General features: G+C 53.3%; 11 protein-coding genes and 1 tRNA gene. All 12 read right to left on the minus strand.

The window, feature by feature from the left end:
* Positions 1–4 precede the first annotated feature (4 nt).
* The 12 genes from EH198_RS13480 to EH198_RS13535 all read right to left on the minus strand — a co-directional run bounded on the left by EH198_RS13480 (position 5) and on the right by EH198_RS13535 (position 18014).
* Positions 5–898 carry an ABC transporter ATP-binding protein gene (locus EH198_RS13480; RefSeq protein WP_342772036.1) on the minus strand — a complete coding sequence of 298 codons (894 nt, stop codon included), beginning with the start codon at positions 896–898 and terminating at the stop codon, positions 5–7.
* A gap of 52 nt (positions 899–950) precedes the next feature.
* The gene (locus tag EH198_RS13485) at positions 951–1736 is read right to left on the minus strand and encodes a hypothetical protein (RefSeq protein ID WP_124696041.1); all 786 of its coding nucleotides are present in this window, start codon (positions 1734–1736) and stop codon (positions 951–953) included.
* On the minus strand, positions 1672–2271 hold the full coding sequence (locus EH198_RS13490; protein ID WP_124696042.1) for an RNA polymerase sigma factor: 600 nt from the start codon (positions 2269–2271) through the stop codon (positions 1672–1674). The genes EH198_RS13485 and EH198_RS13490 overlap by 65 nt, the downstream gene beginning before the upstream one ends.
* Positions 2272–2521: 250 nt before the next feature.
* Positions 2522–2606: transfer RNA gene (locus EH198_RS13495), tRNA-Leu, on the minus strand.
* 195 nt (positions 2607–2801) lie between these two features.
* Positions 2802–4829 (minus strand): methyl-accepting chemotaxis protein, encoded by a 2028-nt coding sequence (locus tag EH198_RS13500; protein WP_124696043.1) that lies wholly within the window; start codon positions 4827–4829, stop codon positions 2802–2804.
* Between the two features lie 251 nt (positions 4830–5080).
* A complete protein-coding gene (locus tag EH198_RS13505; protein ID WP_124696044.1) occupies positions 5081–8884 on the minus strand; it encodes a GH32 C-terminal domain-containing protein in 3804 nt (1267 codons plus the stop codon).
* Positions 8885–9099: 215 nt separating this feature from the next.
* Complete coding sequence (locus EH198_RS13510) at positions 9100–9939, minus strand: carbohydrate ABC transporter permease (protein WP_124696045.1); 840 nt, start codon at positions 9937–9939, stop codon at positions 9100–9102.
* 11 nt (positions 9940–9950) lie between these two features.
* Positions 9951–10799, minus strand: a complete 849-nt coding sequence (locus tag EH198_RS13515; protein ID WP_179035215.1) for a carbohydrate ABC transporter permease — start codon at positions 10797–10799, stop codon at positions 9951–9953.
* A 195-nt stretch (positions 10800–10994) separates the two neighbouring features.
* Entirely contained in the window at positions 10995–12863 is a 1869-nt protein-coding gene (locus EH198_RS13520; protein ID WP_124696047.1) for a glycoside hydrolase family 32 protein, read from the minus strand.
* Positions 12864–13086: 223 nt separating this feature from the next.
* Positions 13087–14703 carry a response regulator transcription factor gene (locus EH198_RS13525; RefSeq protein WP_124696048.1) on the minus strand — a complete coding sequence of 539 codons (1617 nt, stop codon included), beginning with the start codon at positions 14701–14703 and terminating at the stop codon, positions 13087–13089.
* Positions 14704–14708: 5 nt separating this feature from the next.
* Entirely contained in the window at positions 14709–16490 is a 1782-nt protein-coding gene (locus EH198_RS13530; RefSeq protein ID WP_124696049.1) for a cache domain-containing sensor histidine kinase, read from the minus strand.
* 195 nt (positions 16491–16685) lie between these two features.
* Positions 16686–18014 carry an ABC transporter substrate-binding protein gene (locus EH198_RS13535; RefSeq protein ID WP_246014282.1) on the minus strand — a complete coding sequence of 443 codons (1329 nt, stop codon included), beginning with the start codon at positions 18012–18014 and terminating at the stop codon, positions 16686–16688.
* Between the last annotated feature and the right edge of the window lie 302 nt (positions 18015–18316).

Consider the following 18316-nt stretch of genomic DNA (forward strand, 5'->3'; position numbering starts at 1 on the left):
CCCCCTATTTTTTTTCACCAATTCCTACAGCAGGTTCATCCTGAAAATGATATAGATAGAAGTCCTCCAGCGTCGGCGGAACCGCTGCTGCTTGATCCGCCGGTTTATCCGTGGAAACGATGCGCAGCTCCACCCGATCCCCTTCATGCCGCAGATTGCTCACGCAGTAGCGTGCGTTCCATACCTCCACCTCCCGGGGTGGAATATGGCAAGACCAAACGCAGCCCTCTATTGTTGCCGTCAGTTGTTCCACCGTGCCGGTCATCAATAGCCCGCCTTGCTTCATCACCAGAATCTGGTCGGCTATGTATTCCACATCCGACACAATATGCGTCGAAAGAATAACAATCTTGTCCCGGGCCAGATCGGCGATGAGATTGCGGAAACGTACCCGCTCCTTGGGATCAAGTCCCGCCGTCGGCTCGTCCAGCACCAGCACGCGGGGATCGTTAAGCATCGCCTGGGCAATACCCAGCCGCTGCTTCATCCCTCCTGAGAAAGTGCGGATTTTCTTGCGGGCCACTTCCTCAAGAGCCACCGTTCGCAGCAGTTCCCGGGCTTTTCCCTTCGATGCTCGCAGCGTCAGTCCCTTAAGCGATCCAACATACCAAAGGAACTCCTCCGCGCTGAAATCGGGGTAATAGCCGAAGTCCTGGGGCAGATAGCCCAGCAGATCGCGGTATCGTTCCCCCATGCGGTCGATCTCCTGGCCGTTCATCTGAATCGTTCCGGATGTCGGGTTCAGAATGCCACAGATCATCCGCATCAGCGTTGTTTTCCCCGCGCCGTTAGCCCCGAGCAAACCGTACACCCCGCTGTTCAGCCGGATCGAAATACCGTTCACCGCTTTTTTGGTGGAAAAATGTTTGTTCACTTTATTCAAGGTCAGTTCCAGCATCTTATGCTTCCTCCCTGTAATTCCTATATCTTCTGCATCCTTTTCCGGAATGTCATACCTGTATTCTGAATGCAGTTTCCAGAGTTCGGCAAGTCTTCCGCACGTCAAGTACCTCGAAGGCAATTCCTATGACTGTGAGTATCAGCAATGCCTGCCACACTCCGATTGCCGATGATTCAAACAGCCAGAGAGAAGGATGAAACATTAAAATCATCTGTATCATCACCAATAGGCCGCAGTAGAACAGGCAATAATATCCACAGTTTGGGGTGCGAACCCGATTCAGCAGCCAGAGGCAACCAATACAAGTCAGATTGAAAGGCACCAGCAAATAGAGCAGCACGACCGCAATTTCCATCTGCATCCAGGCACTCATTATGACGGCCAACAGTGTCAGACCTATAAGGTCCGCTATCCCGAACAGACTCATCCGAACCAGCGTCAGTTTCTCTAAAATATGGCGGGTACTTAATTCAATCTCTAGCATATGGCAGCTCAGCGAGCGGGTCAGTGTCTGTATACCCGCAATTACCAGCAACGGTGCAGCGGTAGAAGTCAACATAACAAGCTGAACATTTCTATTTGATTGCTGAAGAGAGTTGTGCAGCAGCAGCCCCATCCCTAGAACAATCAGCAATTGCACAGCCCACACCTTCCAGCTAATAAAGCGAAGCTGGGCCACATAAAACTCTCCAAAGGACGTCCTCCGGCTCGACTGTGTTCGATGGAGCGCCTCCGCCGCCCCTTTTACGGTTTCCTCCAACTCCTGACGGTCAATGGGGGGCGAGGGGTAGTTCCTTAGGGCGGCGAGGATGGCATGTTGCGATTTCTTGTTCACCGGACTCACTCCTTTCCAAGTAGCGTCTTAATATACTCAACCCACGCTTTACCCGATATTGCACCATACATACATTCACTCCCGTTATGCGGGCAATGTCGCGAAAGGTCAAATCCAGGCAGAACCGCATGAACACCAGTTCACTATGCTCCTCAGGCAACAACTGGAGCAATTCATGTACCATTTGCTCCCTTTCCACCTGCTCCTCTATGGAGCTGCTTTGCTGCAAAGCCGCCTTGTCCGTTGCCGCCTCTGCTTCCTCCCAGGACAGGATCGGCCATTTCCGCAGATAGTCGTTGCACAGATGGCGGGCAATCGTGTATAAGTAAGCGCGGCATTTTCCGGTATTTTTGTAATTCTCAATGTGCCTGCAAAAGCGGTAGAAGGTTTCCTGAGTCAAATCCTTCGACTCTTCCTCGCTCCGAACCCGCCAGTAGCAATACTTCTGGATTCCGGCGTAATAGCGTTCAATCAGCGGTGACAAATACTCGGTTTCCCCCTCCTGAATTCGCCGAATCCATTCACTCTCATCCACTACATCCCCTCCTCTCTATTATGTATAACTGTTTTTTTGCTACAAAAAAGTGAATTCATACTGTGACTTTTTCGTGAAATTCACTAACCTATAAGTTTTCGTAAGAATCTGCCTGCATAGGATAGATTAATATCAAGATTTCTTTAGCCCAGGTGATGAGCAGCAGCTTGAACCTCCTGGATTTACAAAAAAAAAGGCTCCTCTAACGGCTTCTCAAGCCATTTTAGGAACCTGCTGATGTTATTGAAAGTGCGGTCGAGAGGACTCGAACCTCCACGGGGGGTTAGCCCACACGGACCTGAACCGTGCGCGTCTGCCAATTCCGCCACGACCGCATGTTATGTAATCACGGCTGTAATCGCCGTAATTAAGAATATACACTTTTTCCATATGAAAAGCAATACTTTTTTTCGCGGACTGACGATGATCTGAAACACCGACCGCATCCAATTCACGTTAAGAGCGTCCCTGCCACCCGGCAGAGACGCTCTATTAAAATAAAATTTCCCTGCGGGTGCGGGACGCCGCCCCTAGATTTTAAATTTCTCCACCAGCTCCTGAAGCTCTTTCGCGCTTTGGGTATTCTCATCCGCCATTTCGGCTTCCTTGAACGTCTTCTCCACGATATCGGAGGTCTTTTCGGCAATATCCTGTACGCCCGCGGCGCTTTCGGTAATCGTTGCAGCAACCTCGTTGATCGCGATCGTAATCGCCGAGACCGTCTCGCTCAAATGCCCGGCCGAGGTTTCAAAATCGCCCATCAGATGATTGATCAGATCCGCATCCTGATTATACTGCTCTCCGACCTCTTTCAGCTTCTCGTAGTCGCTCAGCACATTCCGGTCGATGAAGGACAACAGATCCTCCGAGCTGTCCTTCATCTGGCCGACGGAATGATGGACCCCTTTCACGATATCCTGAATACCTGATGCGGTCGCCGACGATTTCTCCGCCAGCTTGCGGATTTCCCCGGCCACCACCGCGAAGCCTTTTCCGGCTTCTCCCGCCCGCGCCGCTTCAATCGCGGCATTGAGCGCCAGAAGATTCGTCTGGCTCGTGATGTCCATGATCGTCTTCGCCAAATCATTGATTTGGGTAATCGTATTGGATTCCTCTATCGCCTGCTCCATTTTGGAACGGACCGAATTGTAAATATCCTGCGCATGCTCCGCCGATTCCACCGCGTCTTTGCGCAGGGACAAGGCGCGGCTCGTAATGCCCGCCGACACTCTGCCGCCTTCCTTCGCCTTCTCGGAAATGGCGCCGACATTGCTGTCGATCTCCTGAATCGCGGCGGTCATTTCCTGCGTGGAAGCGGCGGTCTCCTCCATGCCTGCGGACAGCTCCTCGGTGGTCGCCCCGTTATCGTGAGCATTTTCCCTGACCTCGACGGCCACTCGTTCAAGCATTTCCGCATTATTCAGCACTTGGCTGGAAATGCCGATGAGGCTGCCCGCCATATCTCTCAGCACGCTGCGGGTCCGGAACATCGCTTTGGCGATGGTGCCGGTCTCGTCTTTATTTTTTTGCAAATATACGTATTGGTCGTCGAACTTCAGATCCAGCTCGGCCGTCTTGTTGATCAGTTCGGTCAGTTTAATGATCGGAGCGGTAATTTTCTGGGAAACGAACATGCCAATCAGCAGGGTCAACGCCAGACTGATCAGACCGAGAATGACAATAAAGATCGTCATTTGCCGTACGGGCTGCATGATCTCTCCCACATCACCCGTCAGAACCAGCGTCCATTTCGTGCCCGGAAGAACGGTATAGGCCGCTTTTTTCGCCTTGCCTAAATAATCGTAATCGACGATTCCGTCGGCGGGCTGTTCTCCTTTTTGGACACGGGCCACAACGCCTTTGATGCCTTCGTTCTCCACCGGCAGGCCGATCTTCTCTTTAGTCGGATGATAGAGCATCGTTCCCTGAGCGTCAACCAGGTAGGCGTAGCTGGTCGCTCCGTTCACCGCCTTGGCGCCCTTCAGATAGGTCGTCAGGCTGTCCGCGTAAACCGCGGAAACCGCAAAGCCGACCATCTCGGAACCCGTCTTTACCGGCTGCACTATGGCGAGAATAAACGCGCCCGTCGATTTGGATTTCAGCGTCTCGCTGATTACGGGTTCTCCGGTTTCAAGCACCTTTTTTACATACGCTCTGTCGTTGATGTTTTTGCCGACCAGCGAAGGGTCGCTGTCCGCCACAATAATTCCGTCCATTCCGACGACAAACATATGCTCCAGATTTCCCGCATCCTTCACCAGCTTCTTGAGCCTGGCGGTGACCTCCGCATGCGTCCCTCCGTCCACGGACCCGTTCCGCTCAGCGGCAAGCAGTTCCGTAACCCCAACCTCCCCGGCGAAAACAGCCACGCTTCTCTGCTCTTTCTCGACCATGGCATTAATCGTTTCGCCACGGTTCTTGTTAAGTCCCAGCATCGACTCGTCGGACATGGACGCCAGAGAATCTGCCGACTTCGAATAGCTGAAGTACCCCATCAGGGCGGTGGATAGCAGGGTTACAGCAAGAACCATAAGTGAAAGCTTGGAACGAATCTTCATTTTTCTCTAACTCCCTTTCAACACGGTCGATACTTCTGTCGAAATACGCTCAATGTACAAATTGTTAATATTGATTCTTATCGGATATATACTATAAAAAATGAACAGATAAATCGACAAAAATCGAGAATTCTGCTGGGAAGCTCCACAATTGCTGTGCTGATAAAGCAAAAGGCCTATAAACAGCAAAAAATCCGCCGAAACGAATATAATTCGTCCGACGGATTTTTAGGGAACCGCTTTTTTCAGGTCTAATTTTTAATTACATTTTGGTAGCTGGCTGTGCCTCCAAATACATTCAGGCCTAAATATCCGCTGGTGAACGTGGAGTCGTTAACATCGATGACCGGAGTAGACGCGCCGTCGAAGTACACCTTGATATTCGACCCGGAGGTCACGATTTTAACATGATACGCCGTGCCGGAAGTAAGGGTTGCCGGAATGTTGGCGAGCACCTGGGTATCAGAGAAGCTGCCGTTCAGTTTATAGAACAATCTCAGCGCTCTGATATTGGGATCGATATTGAAAAAATAACCGCTTGAGCCGTCGGCTGTGGCGCGGAAGATTATGGAGCCCGCTCCTCCAGTCCGGTCCAGCTTGACATCAGCCTCGTAAGTAAAATTGGCGGCGCTGATGCCGGACATGTAATTGCTGTCTTTGTCGAACGTGCCGGAGATTCCGTCGCCCGTTACCGTCCAAGAGGCTGCCGGCAGGCTGTTCCAGCCAGTCAAATTCGTCGTGAACGCACCTACCTCGACGACTGTCGTTCCTACAATTCCGCCCGCCTGTGTCGTTGCGGTAATAACAGCCCTGCCCTGTGCAACCGCCGTGACGTCCGCGCTGACGGAATCGGCCTGGGATACCGACGCCACCGCCGGATTGCTTGAGCTCCACACCAGCGTTTTATTGGTTGCCGAGCGAGGAAGCACATCCGCGTACAGCCGGTAGACGGAGCCTGCGGCCAGTTGAACGCGGGTTTGGTCCATGACGACCTTTTGAGGCGTTGAACCGGAGGCGGGCTCGGAACGCCAGACGTTGCCAACCGGATAATAATTGAGCGAGACGATTTTTACATTGCCGCCGGTTGTATAAAAACTCAGTCCGGTGCGCGCCGAACCGGGGAAAATCATATCGGAGAAGACCGCTTTACCGTCGTTTCCGAATGCCTCGACAGAGGACTGATCGACGTAAATATGCATCTTGACCCTATTGCTCTCCAGCGGAAGAACCGTGCTCTGTACGGGATGGAAGTCGGCCGTGAAGCCGCTTGCCCCTGCAGATGTGCGGTCCACGAACATTTCCGAGGTGCCGGTCTTGTAGCCTACGACTGTCTTCTGGCTGCCTCCCTCCCGCAGGCGGAAGCCGAATTCGGATGCTGAGCTTCCGGCCGGGAGCTCGAGCACCGCTTCGATCTCGTAAGCCGTGCCCGCGACCGCCGCGAGCGGATTGGCGCTCGAAGGGGTGACGGTAACGTTGCTAAGCGAGGTTGCCGTGCCCCGGAGCGCGTTCATTTCGGCAACCGGCGTCTCCGTCATCCGGACGCCGGTTCCGGCGATGTTGGTCAGCTTCAGCTCGCGCGGGATAGACATCTGCCCGTTCCAGGGCGAAGTCGGAAAGCTGAAAGGATAGTCCCAGTTCGACATCCAACCGATGGAAATCCGGCGGCCGTCGGCTGCGGGAATACCGTCAAACGTCATCGCCGCGTACATATCCTTGCCCTTCTCGCTCCGCAGCACGGTTGAATCAGGATTGTCGCTAGAAAAGTTCGTACCGTCAAAGCTGCCGACGAAATATTCCATTGCCGAGCCCTGCGTGGCGGCGACTGCGCCGGTGCTAAGCATCAGCACCCACTTCTTGTTGGTCGAACTGCCGTCGACGGGCAGTTGGAACAAATCCGGACATTCGAGCACGCCGCCGTGAAGTTTTGCTCCGTACCCGAATGTACTGGCGAACGTCCAGCTGAGGAGGTTGGTCGATGTGTAGAAGCGGATATGGTCTCCGCCCGAGACGACCATGACCCATTTCGAGTGATCCGCATCCCAGACTACCTTAGGGTCGCGGAAATCCCAGCCGCCGTCGGTTCCGCCGGGATTCTGCACCACGGGATTGCTCGCGTAATCGGTCCAGGTTCGTCCTTTGTCGCTGCTGTATGCGATGCTGATCTTTTGGTTGCCGTTCGGCTTGTCCGGATTAAATGAAGTATAGTAGGCAATCAGGCCGGAGCCTCCGGGGAATAGACCGGAAGCGTTATTCAAATCCGCTACAGCCCCGCCCGACCAGGCATTCCCGGCGTCATTCCACGGGATGGCGATAGGAAGGTGCTTCCAGTTGACCAAATCGGTACTCACCGTATGAGCCCACTGCCCGTCCTGCTGATGGAACAAGTGATACTCACCCTGGTAATAGACCAGGCCGTTCGGGTCGCTCGTCCGGTTTCTCGTTTCGGTAAAATGGTACTGCGGACGGTACGTCTCGTTATAGTATTGGCTCAGATCCGTAGCATAGACGTTCTGGAAATAGGCGGTGCCATTGAACGTGTTCAGCCCGATTTGGCCGGATGTATAGGCCGTGTCGGTTGCCGAGATGACCGGAGACGCCGAGCCATCAACATAAACCTTAATATTGGAACCGTTTACATTAATTTCAATGTGATACACATGTCCGGAATCTATGCTCATGTTGGCCGTGGCGATCGTGCTTCCCCCGCTGCGGTTGAAGAGGCGGATACGGTCCAGATTCGGATCGATATTCAGCACATAGCCCCCGCTTGACGCGGATGCGGCCCGAAAGACAAGGCCCGCCGTGCCAAGCGGCGTTCCGGCATCAACCGAAAGATCACCTTCCAGTACAAAATCGGACAGGCTCGTCGCTGATACGTTAAAAGCGTCCGTGCTTCCGGCGCTTGTCCCTTTGAAGCCTCCAAGCTGCGGAATCCAGGTCCCGCTTGGAGACGTCCAGCCTTCCAGATTCGTGTTCAGCGTGCTCATCAGAATATTTTGAAACACGGCCGAACCGTTATAAACACCCAGACCCGTAAATCCCTGTGTATATGAAGTATCCGTGGCCGAAAGCAGCGGATTGTAACCGCTCGTGTTTATGAAATCGCTCTGCAAGTATACTTTGATTGATGAGCCTTGCGCCTTGATCCGGACATGATAGACTTTGCCGGGGACAATCTGCGCAGTCGCCTGCGCCAGAGTTACGTCTCCCGCCGTCTTATACAGCCTGATGCGGTCAAGGTTAGGATCGATTTGCAGTCCGTAAGCCTGCGATCCGTCCGCATTCGAGCGGAACAGCAGCGTGCCGAGGGCGTACGCATCGTTAATCAGCACGTCCGATTCATAGGTGAAATTGTCCGAGCTTGTCGCGGAAATGGCCGAAATATTCTGATTGGAAGCGGCCGTGCCCTTCCAGCCTTGCGATGTAAGATTCCATGTTCCTGAAGTGTTCCAGCCCGTCACATTCGTATTCAGCACATTTACGAACACGTTCTGGAAATAGGCGGTGCCATTATAGACATGAAAGCCGGTTAGTCCCGAGCTGTATTTGGAATCGCTTACAGAAAAGGCCTGTGTACCGTCTGCGTAAACCTTCAGCGAGCTTCCATCGGCAACCACCTTCAAATGATAGGAAGTCCCCTCGCTCATCACCTTGGAAACAGGCGCCGCCACGTCCGTTCCCGTGGCATAATCGAACAGACGGATGCGGTCCATGTTGGGGTCTAGGCTCAGCACATAACCTTTGGAACCGTCTGCGCTAGCCCGGAACATCAGCGAAGCCACGCCGTATGGCGATGAGGCATCCACTTTTACGTCGGCTTCATATACAAAGTTCGCCCCCACAGCCGCTGTCGACATATTGAAGGCGTTATCCGCTCCGGAACTGACCCCTCTCAGTCCGCCTGCATCCTGCGTCCACGTCCCCGATACGGGCAAATACCCGGGAGTGTTGCCGACTAATCCTGCCGCGTGGGCGGTCGAAGAAGTGTACAGACCGGAAACCCCCAATGCAAGCGCTAACAAAAATGCTGCCCATTTACCTTTCGTCCTTCTCATACATTCGCTCCTTTAACTCAAATGAGCAAGACCGGGCGGATTGCCGCCGCGGTCTTGCATTATTGCAACGAGGACATGCCCTTGGCAATCCTCAGTCTTGCCGATATGGATCGAGTTGCCTCGAATTGGACGGTCCGTCAGAAGGCTTGCGCCAGTTCATTCCGGTACCGGCTGATCCTTTTAAGTCCGGCCAACTCCCCGGTTGAAGCTTTTGGTCAGCCTTTTACACCCGACATGGTAATCCCCTGAATGTAATAACGCTGGAGGAACAGGAACAGAATCAGAATGGGAACGGTTGAAATTGTGCTCGCCGCCAGAATCTTCGACCAGTCCGTACCCTCCGCCGAAGAGAATGCGGCAATGGCGACCTGGATCATCTGCTTCTTGTCGTCGTTGATGACGATCAGCGGCCATAAATAGGAGTCCCAGTTGCCGAGAAAGGTCATAAGACCCAGCGTGATCATCGGAGGTACGGCCGCGGGCAGTACAATCCGGGCAAAGGTGCGCGTCATAGTTGCGCCGTCGATTTTGGCCGCCTCCAGAATTTCATCCGGAACCTCGGCGAAGAACTGCCGGAGCAGGAAAATGCCGAACACGGACAGCATCGAGGGAATAATCAGCGCTTTGTACGAATCAAGCCAACCGAAATTGTGCATGAGCAAATAGTTGGGAACCAATGTCACTTCACCGGGAATAATCATGGCGGACATGAACAGGGCGAATACGATCGCCTTGCCCCGGAAACGCAGCTTGGCAAAAGCGAACGCGGCCATAGAGTTGATCAGCAGCACGAGCACCGTGACAATGGAAGCGACGAATAGCGTGTTGCCGATATACGTGAGGAACGGATTCCGCTCGTTAAAGATGACATCTTTGAAGTTCTGCAGAGTCGGCTGCACCGGCACGAACAAATGGATATTAAAGCTGTTCGAGTATTTGAACAATTCCGCATAGGGACGGGACGCCCCCGAGATCATCCAGATAATCGGAATGATGGACACGATGGCGATGATGATCATGATTGTATATTTAGCAAAGCTTGCAAAACGGTTCATAGCTATCCCTCCTAGTAATCCTGATTCCGGAACAGTCTCATCTGCACAAGCGAAATGGCGAGCACGATCGCGAACAGAATAAACGCCGCCGCCGTTCCGTATCCCATTTGCATTTGCTTGAATGCCATTTGATAAATATAGAAGACTGCGGTTTCGGTCGCTCCGTTGGGCCCCCCGTTGGTAAGAACGAACACCAGACCGGAAATCTTGATGGCATCAATCGTCGTGATGATGACAACAAAAGCTGTGGTGCGGTTAAGCATAGGAAGCGTAATCCGGAAGAACTGCTGGATTTTGCTTGCGCCGTCGACTTTAGCCGCTTCGTATAAATCCTGGGGAATATTGTTCAGCCCCGCGAGAAAAATGATCATGAAAAATCCGACGGCCTTCCACATGCCGAGCATAATGACCCCGTTCATCGCCGTGTCCGGATTGGACAGGAAGTTTGTAGTCGGCAAATGCAAGAGCTCGAGGAAATTATTCAGCAGGCCATATTCCTTGTTGTAAATCAGCTTGAAGACCGTCGCGGCCACCGCCGTTGAAATGACGACCGGAATGAAGTAGAGCGTCCGGAACAGTCCGGTCGCGACCACCTTTTTCTGAATCAGCAGCGCCATACCGAGCGAAATGCATGTCTGAATCGGGATGACGATGATTGCGAAATAGAACGAATGCCCGAGGCTGGCAAGGAAAGAATGATCCGTCATCAGCGATTTGTAGTTGTCCAGTCCGACAAAACTTTTGGTGCCGCCGACCAGATTATAATTTTGAAAGCTGATAATGAACGCCTGCAGCATCGGATAGAAGACAAAGATAAGCAGGAGGGCGAACGAAGGAAGTACAAACCACCATGCCGTCATCTCTTCGCCTCTCAAAAAGGAGTTACGGTTCTTTTTCGGTAAGATATTTGCCGCGGGTTTAGCGGTTGTTGTAGGGCTTGCCATATGTTACCTCATCTCCAATCCTTCCGCCGCTCCGGGACGCAGCCCCCGGCTTGCAAGGAAGCTCCCGTGCGGCGGATATTTTTATTGACTCAAACAATTTTCATGGGCAGGCTACGGCTTGTAAACGAACGCGCTCAACACGGAGAAGACTTTGCCGTCCTGCGTACGCGCCTTGATTTCCGCCTGGCCCTCCTTGACTCCCTTGATGACGGCTGACGTTCCTCCGTCGCTCACAACCTTAGCGACCGTCTCGTCGGATGATTCCCAGACCAGCTTCTGTGGCGCGGAATACGGGAGCACCGCCGCCATCGCCTGCGCGCTGCCTCCGACCGGCACATCCAGGCTGCTCTTGTTCAGCACGACCCTCAGCGGGGTTATACCATCCGGCGCTTCGTCCCGCCAAACGGACTTCATCGGATAGAGCGTTGCGCTTTCCAGCTTAACGCTGCCTTTGGAGAGAACCAGCTCGAGGCCGCTGCTCGTGGCGCTCGGGAAAATAATGCTGGAGATTACCGCGGTGCCATCTCCCGAGAACACTTCCAGCGTGGATTCATCCACGTAGAGGCGCAGCTTGACGGTCCCGTTCTCCGGCTTCAGCGGCGCTTCAACCTTCTCGGCAAAGTCCGGCTCGAACGAACTCTCCCCCGATTTGGTTCGGTCGACCGTTAAGGTGGAAGATGCGGCGTTGTAAGAAATGACCGTCTCCTGACCGCTTCCCTTTCTTACCTTAATGCTGAATTCCGCCCCGTCTCCGACAATGAAAGCCGTATCCAACTCATAGGATGTGCCCAGCAGCGAGGAGAAGGGGTTTAAGCCCGGCTTCAGCTCCTGTGCCGGTATCTCCGCCGGCTTGCCGCGCAGAGCTTCCAGTTCCTTGACCGGCTGCTGCGCAAGCCGCAGTCCTTCACCCGGAACTTCTTTAAGCGTCAGCACGCGAGGCACGGACATACTGCCCTTCCAGGGGTCTGTCGGCATATTAAAGGGATAGCGCCAATTGGACATCCAGCCTGTATAAATCCTCCGGCCGTCGCTTTCGGGAATGTCGGAATAAGAGACGGCGGCGTAGAAATCCTTTCCGTAATCGGTCCAGAGCACCTTGGAAGGATCATTTTCATTCGTGAAGGTCTTGCCGTCGAAAGATCCGACGAAATACTGTGCGGTGGAGCCTTTGGTAGCCGCATTGTTGCCGATGCTCACGGCCAGCACCCACTTCTTATCCTTCGTGCCTTCAACCGGAAGCTCGAACAGGTCCGGACATTCCCAGACCGCGGCGTGAGAACCTTGATCCGCTCCGAATTCGCTGGTCATTTCCCATTTTTTCAGATCGGGCGAGGAATAGAACCTGACTTTGTTATCCACAGAGACGACCATCGTCCAAGATTTGGACGGTTCATACCAGAACACCTTAGGATCCCTGAAATCCTTAAGTCCGGGATTCGGGATGACGGGATTCCCTTCATACTTGGTCCACGTCCGCCCTTTGTCGGCGCTGTAGGCGATGCTCTGCGACTGCTGGCCGCCCTTGAAATGCGTGAATATCGCTACGAGACCCGGCTTGCCGTCAAAAAAACCGCTAGTATCTTTCCAATCCACCACCGCGCTGCCCGACCAAATCTCTCCGAGCGAATCGCGCAGCAGCGCCACCGGCAGATGCTGCCAATGAATGAGATCCGTGCTGACCGCATGCCCCCACTGTCCGCTGTTCTGATAGAACTGGTGATACTCCCCCTCGAAAAAGACCATCCCGTTCGGGTCGCTCATATTGCCCGTTTCAGGGGACAAATGATATTGCGGCCGATACAGCTCGGTGTAATAATTCGGGTCCTTGCTGAAGGTGAAAGGCGCCGGCGTCACTTCATTTGGCGTACTTTCTCCTTCCGCCTCTCCGCCTTTGGACGGGCCTCCCTTTTCGCAGCCCGACACCGCCATAACTAGCGCCAGAGCCATCAGGCATAACAGCTTTTTTGTTTTTCCGCTCATGCCGTCTACTCCTATCCTTGGGTTCAAAATATAAGATTCTTCCCTTGTGATATCATTGTAGACGACCGGCCGGCTTAAAAATTTCAATATCATTGGATATTGACTTGCAATTTTTTGACCCGCTTGTGGACAGCAAAAAACCGCACCCAAAGCGGTTCACCCGCCAAGGTACGGTTTTTGATTAAATGACAGCGGCAGTATGTCGGCTAACGCGAAGAGCGCGTCACCGTGCGTTCTGCAAATAGTCTTCCCTGTATTCCTTCGGGCTTTTGCCGCACGCCTTCTTGAAGACGGTGCTGAAATAACTGGAGCTGGAGTAGCCGACAAGCATCGCGATATCGGTAAGCTTCAGCTCGTTCTCCTTCAGGAGCTGCTGGGCTTTTGCGATGCGCAGACCCGTGACATAATCGCTGAAGGTGACTCCCACATGCTGCTTGAACAGGCCCGAGAGATACGTCTCGTTCAAGTGGAACATATCCGCCAAGGAGGATAGATTCAGCTCGTAACAGAAGTTCTCCTCCACATATTGACGGACCGCCTCCACGATATGCTGGCCGCTGGAAAAACGTGTCTTCTTGACCTCTTCCATTACAAGGCCGGCCAGCTCGTCGATCTGCCCCATAATGCCTTCCCTGGATTGATAATCCGATATGGTCATCTGGCAGTTCCATAAATGCTTTTGCAGTGAAGAGTCGCCCAGCTCGAACTTCTTCGCCACCGAACTGAACAGCAGCAGCAGCCGGAGCGCCAGAAAGGTGAAGGCGAATACCGGCGTATCCCGGTCGGCGGAAAAGACGGCTTGCAGTTGTCTTCGGAACGCCGGCATATCGAGGTTCTCGATCGCCTGCACCAGCTTGCGCTCCGTCTCGGGCGTAAAAGCGTTCGTCAGCTCCAGCAGCCCGGTCTGTCCGCTGTCTTTTTGTTCATGCACGGTGCTCCGGCTCCAGGCCAGCATACAGGAGGCATAGCCGTTCTTCAAGGCGTCCCAACCCTCCGCCTTCTCCCCGATTCCCGCCACACTGTCCACATTCAGATATTCGGCGATATTCCGTTTTAATTCGGCGACGAAGTTCTCCGCGCTGTTCTCCGGCACCCCGTCCTTCATCACGATTAGAAAATACATCATGGAGGAATGCGCAATTTCCGGAAACGGATAGACGCCATCCCGGCGCGAAGCCGTCTCCCTACACAGCATTTGGAAGGCCAGATTCATAAGATCCCTGCGTTCCCGGGTAACGCCCAGCCTGTCCGGCGGAATCCGCATCTCCACCGCGGCGAAGCGGGCTTTAAAGCCGTCCGCAGCCAGAGGGGCGAGCTGCAGCTGCTGCAGCCGTTCCTTCACGGCGGAAAGACTGTACCATTCGTCTTTGACCAGCTGCAATAAGTAATGCTCCTGCAGCATCTGAAGCTGCTCATTCTTCTGATGACGCTCCAGCTCCGAATCGCGAAGCCTTTCCTGCTCCGCGCGAATGTCGGTGGCGATTCTGCCTAGCATTTCGGTCAGTTCGCCGCGTGCGACGGGCTTCAGCAGATAGTCTTTAACGCCCAACTGGATAGCCGCTTTCAAGTATTCGAAGTCCGAATAACCCGACAGCACAGCCGTGCGCAGTCCCGGATACCGTTCCTTACAGATCGTGATGAGCTCGATGCCGTTCATTTTCGGCATTCGGATATCGGAGATGAGAAGATGGGGCAGCGGCCCTTCTTCCAGCAGCTGCAGCGCTTCTCCGCCGCCGGATGCTTCATATGCAATCCGAAAACCGGCTTCCTCCCAGTTAATCTTGGCTTTGATGCTGTCGCGGATGCCCTTTTCGTCATCGACCAGCATAATCGTATACATTGCATTCAGCTCCTTACAGGCGGCAGCTTCAGCGTAATGGAAGTACCTACATCCAATTCGGACTTCAAATTCGCTTCGAACAGATCGCCATAATATAAACGGCAGCGGGAGAGCACATTTCGCAGACCGATGCTGTTTCCTTTATCGTTCAATATGCCGACCCCGCTCCTCAGCTCCGTATCCGCAAGCACGCTGCGGATCAGTTCCTCCGACATGCCGATTCCGTTATCCTGGACCGTCAGCCACAGTAAGTTGTCCCGCAGCTCGGAGGTAAGCGTAATTTCGGCGATGTTTCCTTTTTCCAGACTGTATTTCACCGCATTCTCCACCAGCGGCTGCAAAATGAACTTCGCAATATTTAGTGACTCGGTCTGCGGATCGCAGTCGATGGAGACGGTCAGACTGTCTTGATGACGCAGCTGCAAAATGAACAAATAATCGCGGATATAGCCCATTTCCTCGCTTACCTTCACGAGGTCGCTGTCCAGCCTGAGCGAATATCTCATCATCTTGGCGAGCGCTTCCGTCGCGTCCATGACGAGATCCTCCCGCTTCATCGCCGCCAGCCCGCCTATAATCTCCAGCGTATTGTAATAAAAATGCGGATTGATCTGCAGCAGCAGCGCCTTGTATTCGGCATTTTTGCGCCGCAGGTCCGTCTCGAATTCGGTCTCGATCAAATATTTAAGCCGGTGGGTCATCTGCTCGAATACGCTGGCGACATAATTGACCTCGCTCTGCCGTTTCCCGGCCTTGGGCATATGCTGCAGGGCAAGATCGAACCGCCCGTGCTTGACATGCCTCATCGCCCGCGCCATGGCGCTCAGCGGCCTTGTAATCCCGATAGACAACCAGAGGGCTACCGCGATAACAACTACCAGCAGACCAAGGCTTCCCAGCAGCAGCGTCTGTTTAATTTGGGTGATCTTCGCATACAGCTCGGCTTCGGGCACTTCGCCGATAATAATCCAGTTCTGCGCCGGCAGCTTTCGGTAGAACAGCAGATAATCCCTATCCTTCTGCCGGAGCGGAATGATTCCGCTGATTAGTCCGGCCGAATGCGCCTTCACATAATCCAATCCCTCGCTGAGAACCTGCTTGCTGCTCCCTAGGTTCTGGTCAAGCACGCTGGTTCCTTCCTCGGTCAGCAAAAAAGCTCTTCCGCTGCTGCCGAACCGGATCTTGTCAATATCTCCGCGCAGCAGGCTGGTCGGGTAGTTGATCTTGAGAAGTCCGATGTTGCTCAGCGATTGAAGCTGAACGAGCGGAACGATAAGGCTGTTCACTTCGCTCTCGCGCATGCTTGCATCGCTTTGATCGGGATCACTGTGGGCCCCGGTCCAGCGGACATTCATATGCTTGTATTGCTTATACCATTCGCTGCCTTCATAGCTTCGATCCTGCGTCCAGATTCCCCCGCCATCTTCCTTAAACGCGGAAATGGAGATGATGTTGGAGTTATTGATGGCATAGGAGGAGAAAAAATTCCGCAGCTGCTGCATCGCCAAATATCGTTCCCCGGTTGAACTGCCCCTGTTTAATCGGGTTGTAATCCATTGCTGGGTGAACGTGCTGCTGAGCACCTGCTTGCCCGTGTCTTCGATCTGCATGAGCAGTGTATCGGCATGGGAAGCGAACTGGTCAATCGTCTGAAGCGTTGAAGTCTCAATGGAAGATTGGATCAGCTTCGCGGACTCCTTACTCAGAATGAAGACTACCGCAGTAAAAGGAATAATCAGCAGTATGGAAAAAGTCAGCATCAATCGGCTTCGCAGCGAGTACGGCATCCATTACAGCTCCTATCTAAAGGCCCCGCTTGGCGCTTTCGGGCCGGCAAACTTTAATCAGTATAGACGCTTTTTACCCAAAAAGAAATGTGCTCCATCTTCTTTCCGTTCCGAAGTCCGAAAAGAGACGGCCGGATTTCCGGACGCCTCTCTTCAATCGTATTCACTGCTCCCCCGCTTATCCCGGGAAGGCGTTTATTTTTGCGGCAGATCGGCATAAGCCTTGTCGATCTTGGTGATGGCATCGGCAACGGCGGCGTCGACGTTCCGTCCGCTGATCGTCACTTCCTCAATCATCTTGTTAACTGCTTCAGACATTTGCGGGAAGATCGGCGTAATCGGACGCGGTCTGCCGTATTTTTGGTTCTGCACGACAAAGATGTTCTTCGGATATTCGTTCAATTCCGGAAATTGCTTGGCTACCGAATAGCGGGCCGGAATGTCTTTGGTAATCGAGCAATAAGTCTTCGAGCCTTCCGCTCCCGTTACATAGTTGACGAACTGCCAAGCGGCCTCGGGGTTCTTGCTCTTCGCGGAGACGGCCAGCGACCAGCTTCCGTTCGCAACGGCCTGCTGCGTTTCTTTAGGCAGCGGGGCGATGTCGTAATCGACGCCCAGCTTGAAGTTCGGGAACTTCTCGGCATAGTTGCCCAGCGACCAAGACCCGTCGATTGTCATAGCAAGCTGATTGTTAGGGAACGGGTCCGGCGGGTATTCCAGAGAGGATACCTTGGACTTGTTATACAGATCCGAGAAGAATTGCAGCGCTTTTTTCGTTTCCGGCTTATCCAGATAGCCTTTGGAGGTCGTTCCGTCCGGGCTCATGATATCGCCGCCGAATTGCCAGATGATCGGGTATTTGAAGTAAGCCGTTCCGCCCGCGTTGCCGAAGCCTTGAGCAGGGTCGATGCCGTAGACACCGCCATCCGGATTGTTCAGCTTTTGGGCCGCTTCAAGCACTTGATCCCAGGTAATCGGCTCATCCGGATTTTTGGAAGGAAGCGGAATGCCCTTTGCTTCGAACATCTTCTTGTTGTAGAACAAGGCGATCGATGATTCGGTCAGCGGCGCCATGTAAATCTCGTTCTTGTAAGTATACGTTTTGATGGTGGACTCCGGAATATCTTCCAGATTGCCATCCTTTTTAAAGTATTCCGTCAGCGGCTGTAGAGCGCCCGCCTGCGCATAGGAAGCCATGTTCGGCGCATCGATCGCCATAATATCCGGCGGGTTGCCCGAAGCGATGGACGTTCTAAGCTTTGTATCGTAATCCGCATACGGGATCGGGCTCATCTCCACTTTGATGTCAGGATGGCTCTCATTAAAGGATGCCACCAATTTATCGTACGCCGAGTTCTCGGAATCGTTGCCGGAGTTTCTCCAGAAGGTAAGCGTTACCTTCTCGCTTTTTGTCCCGGAAGAATTCCCCTCCGCCGAGCTGTTGCCTCCTCCGCTATTTCCACATCCGGCCAGCAGACCGGTAATGAGCATTGCGCTTATAGCCAATTTTGTTTTCTTTTTCAATACTGTTCTCCCCTTTCTGTTATTGAATACCCTTACATTGCAATCATAGCAGACCCTCTTCATCATAAAATTCATTATTTTCTGCTTCGTCTTTATAAAATATTCGGGAATAATGCCTGGGCAGACAATAAGTCCAAGGCGAAGGAATAACTACGGAATATAGAGCAGGCTTCATAATCGAGTAGGAGGCTACCCATTAGTTGAGTAGCCGACCTCTCACACCACCGTACGTACCGTTCGGTATACGGCGGTTCAACCGTTTAAGTGCAATTGACGTAGACGCTCGTACTGAGTAGGGAAGT

This window comes from Paenibacillus rhizophilus (genome assembly GCF_003854965.1).
GTDB classification, from domain to species: Bacteria; Bacillota; Bacilli; order Paenibacillales; family Paenibacillaceae; genus Paenibacillus_AQ; species Paenibacillus_AQ rhizophilus.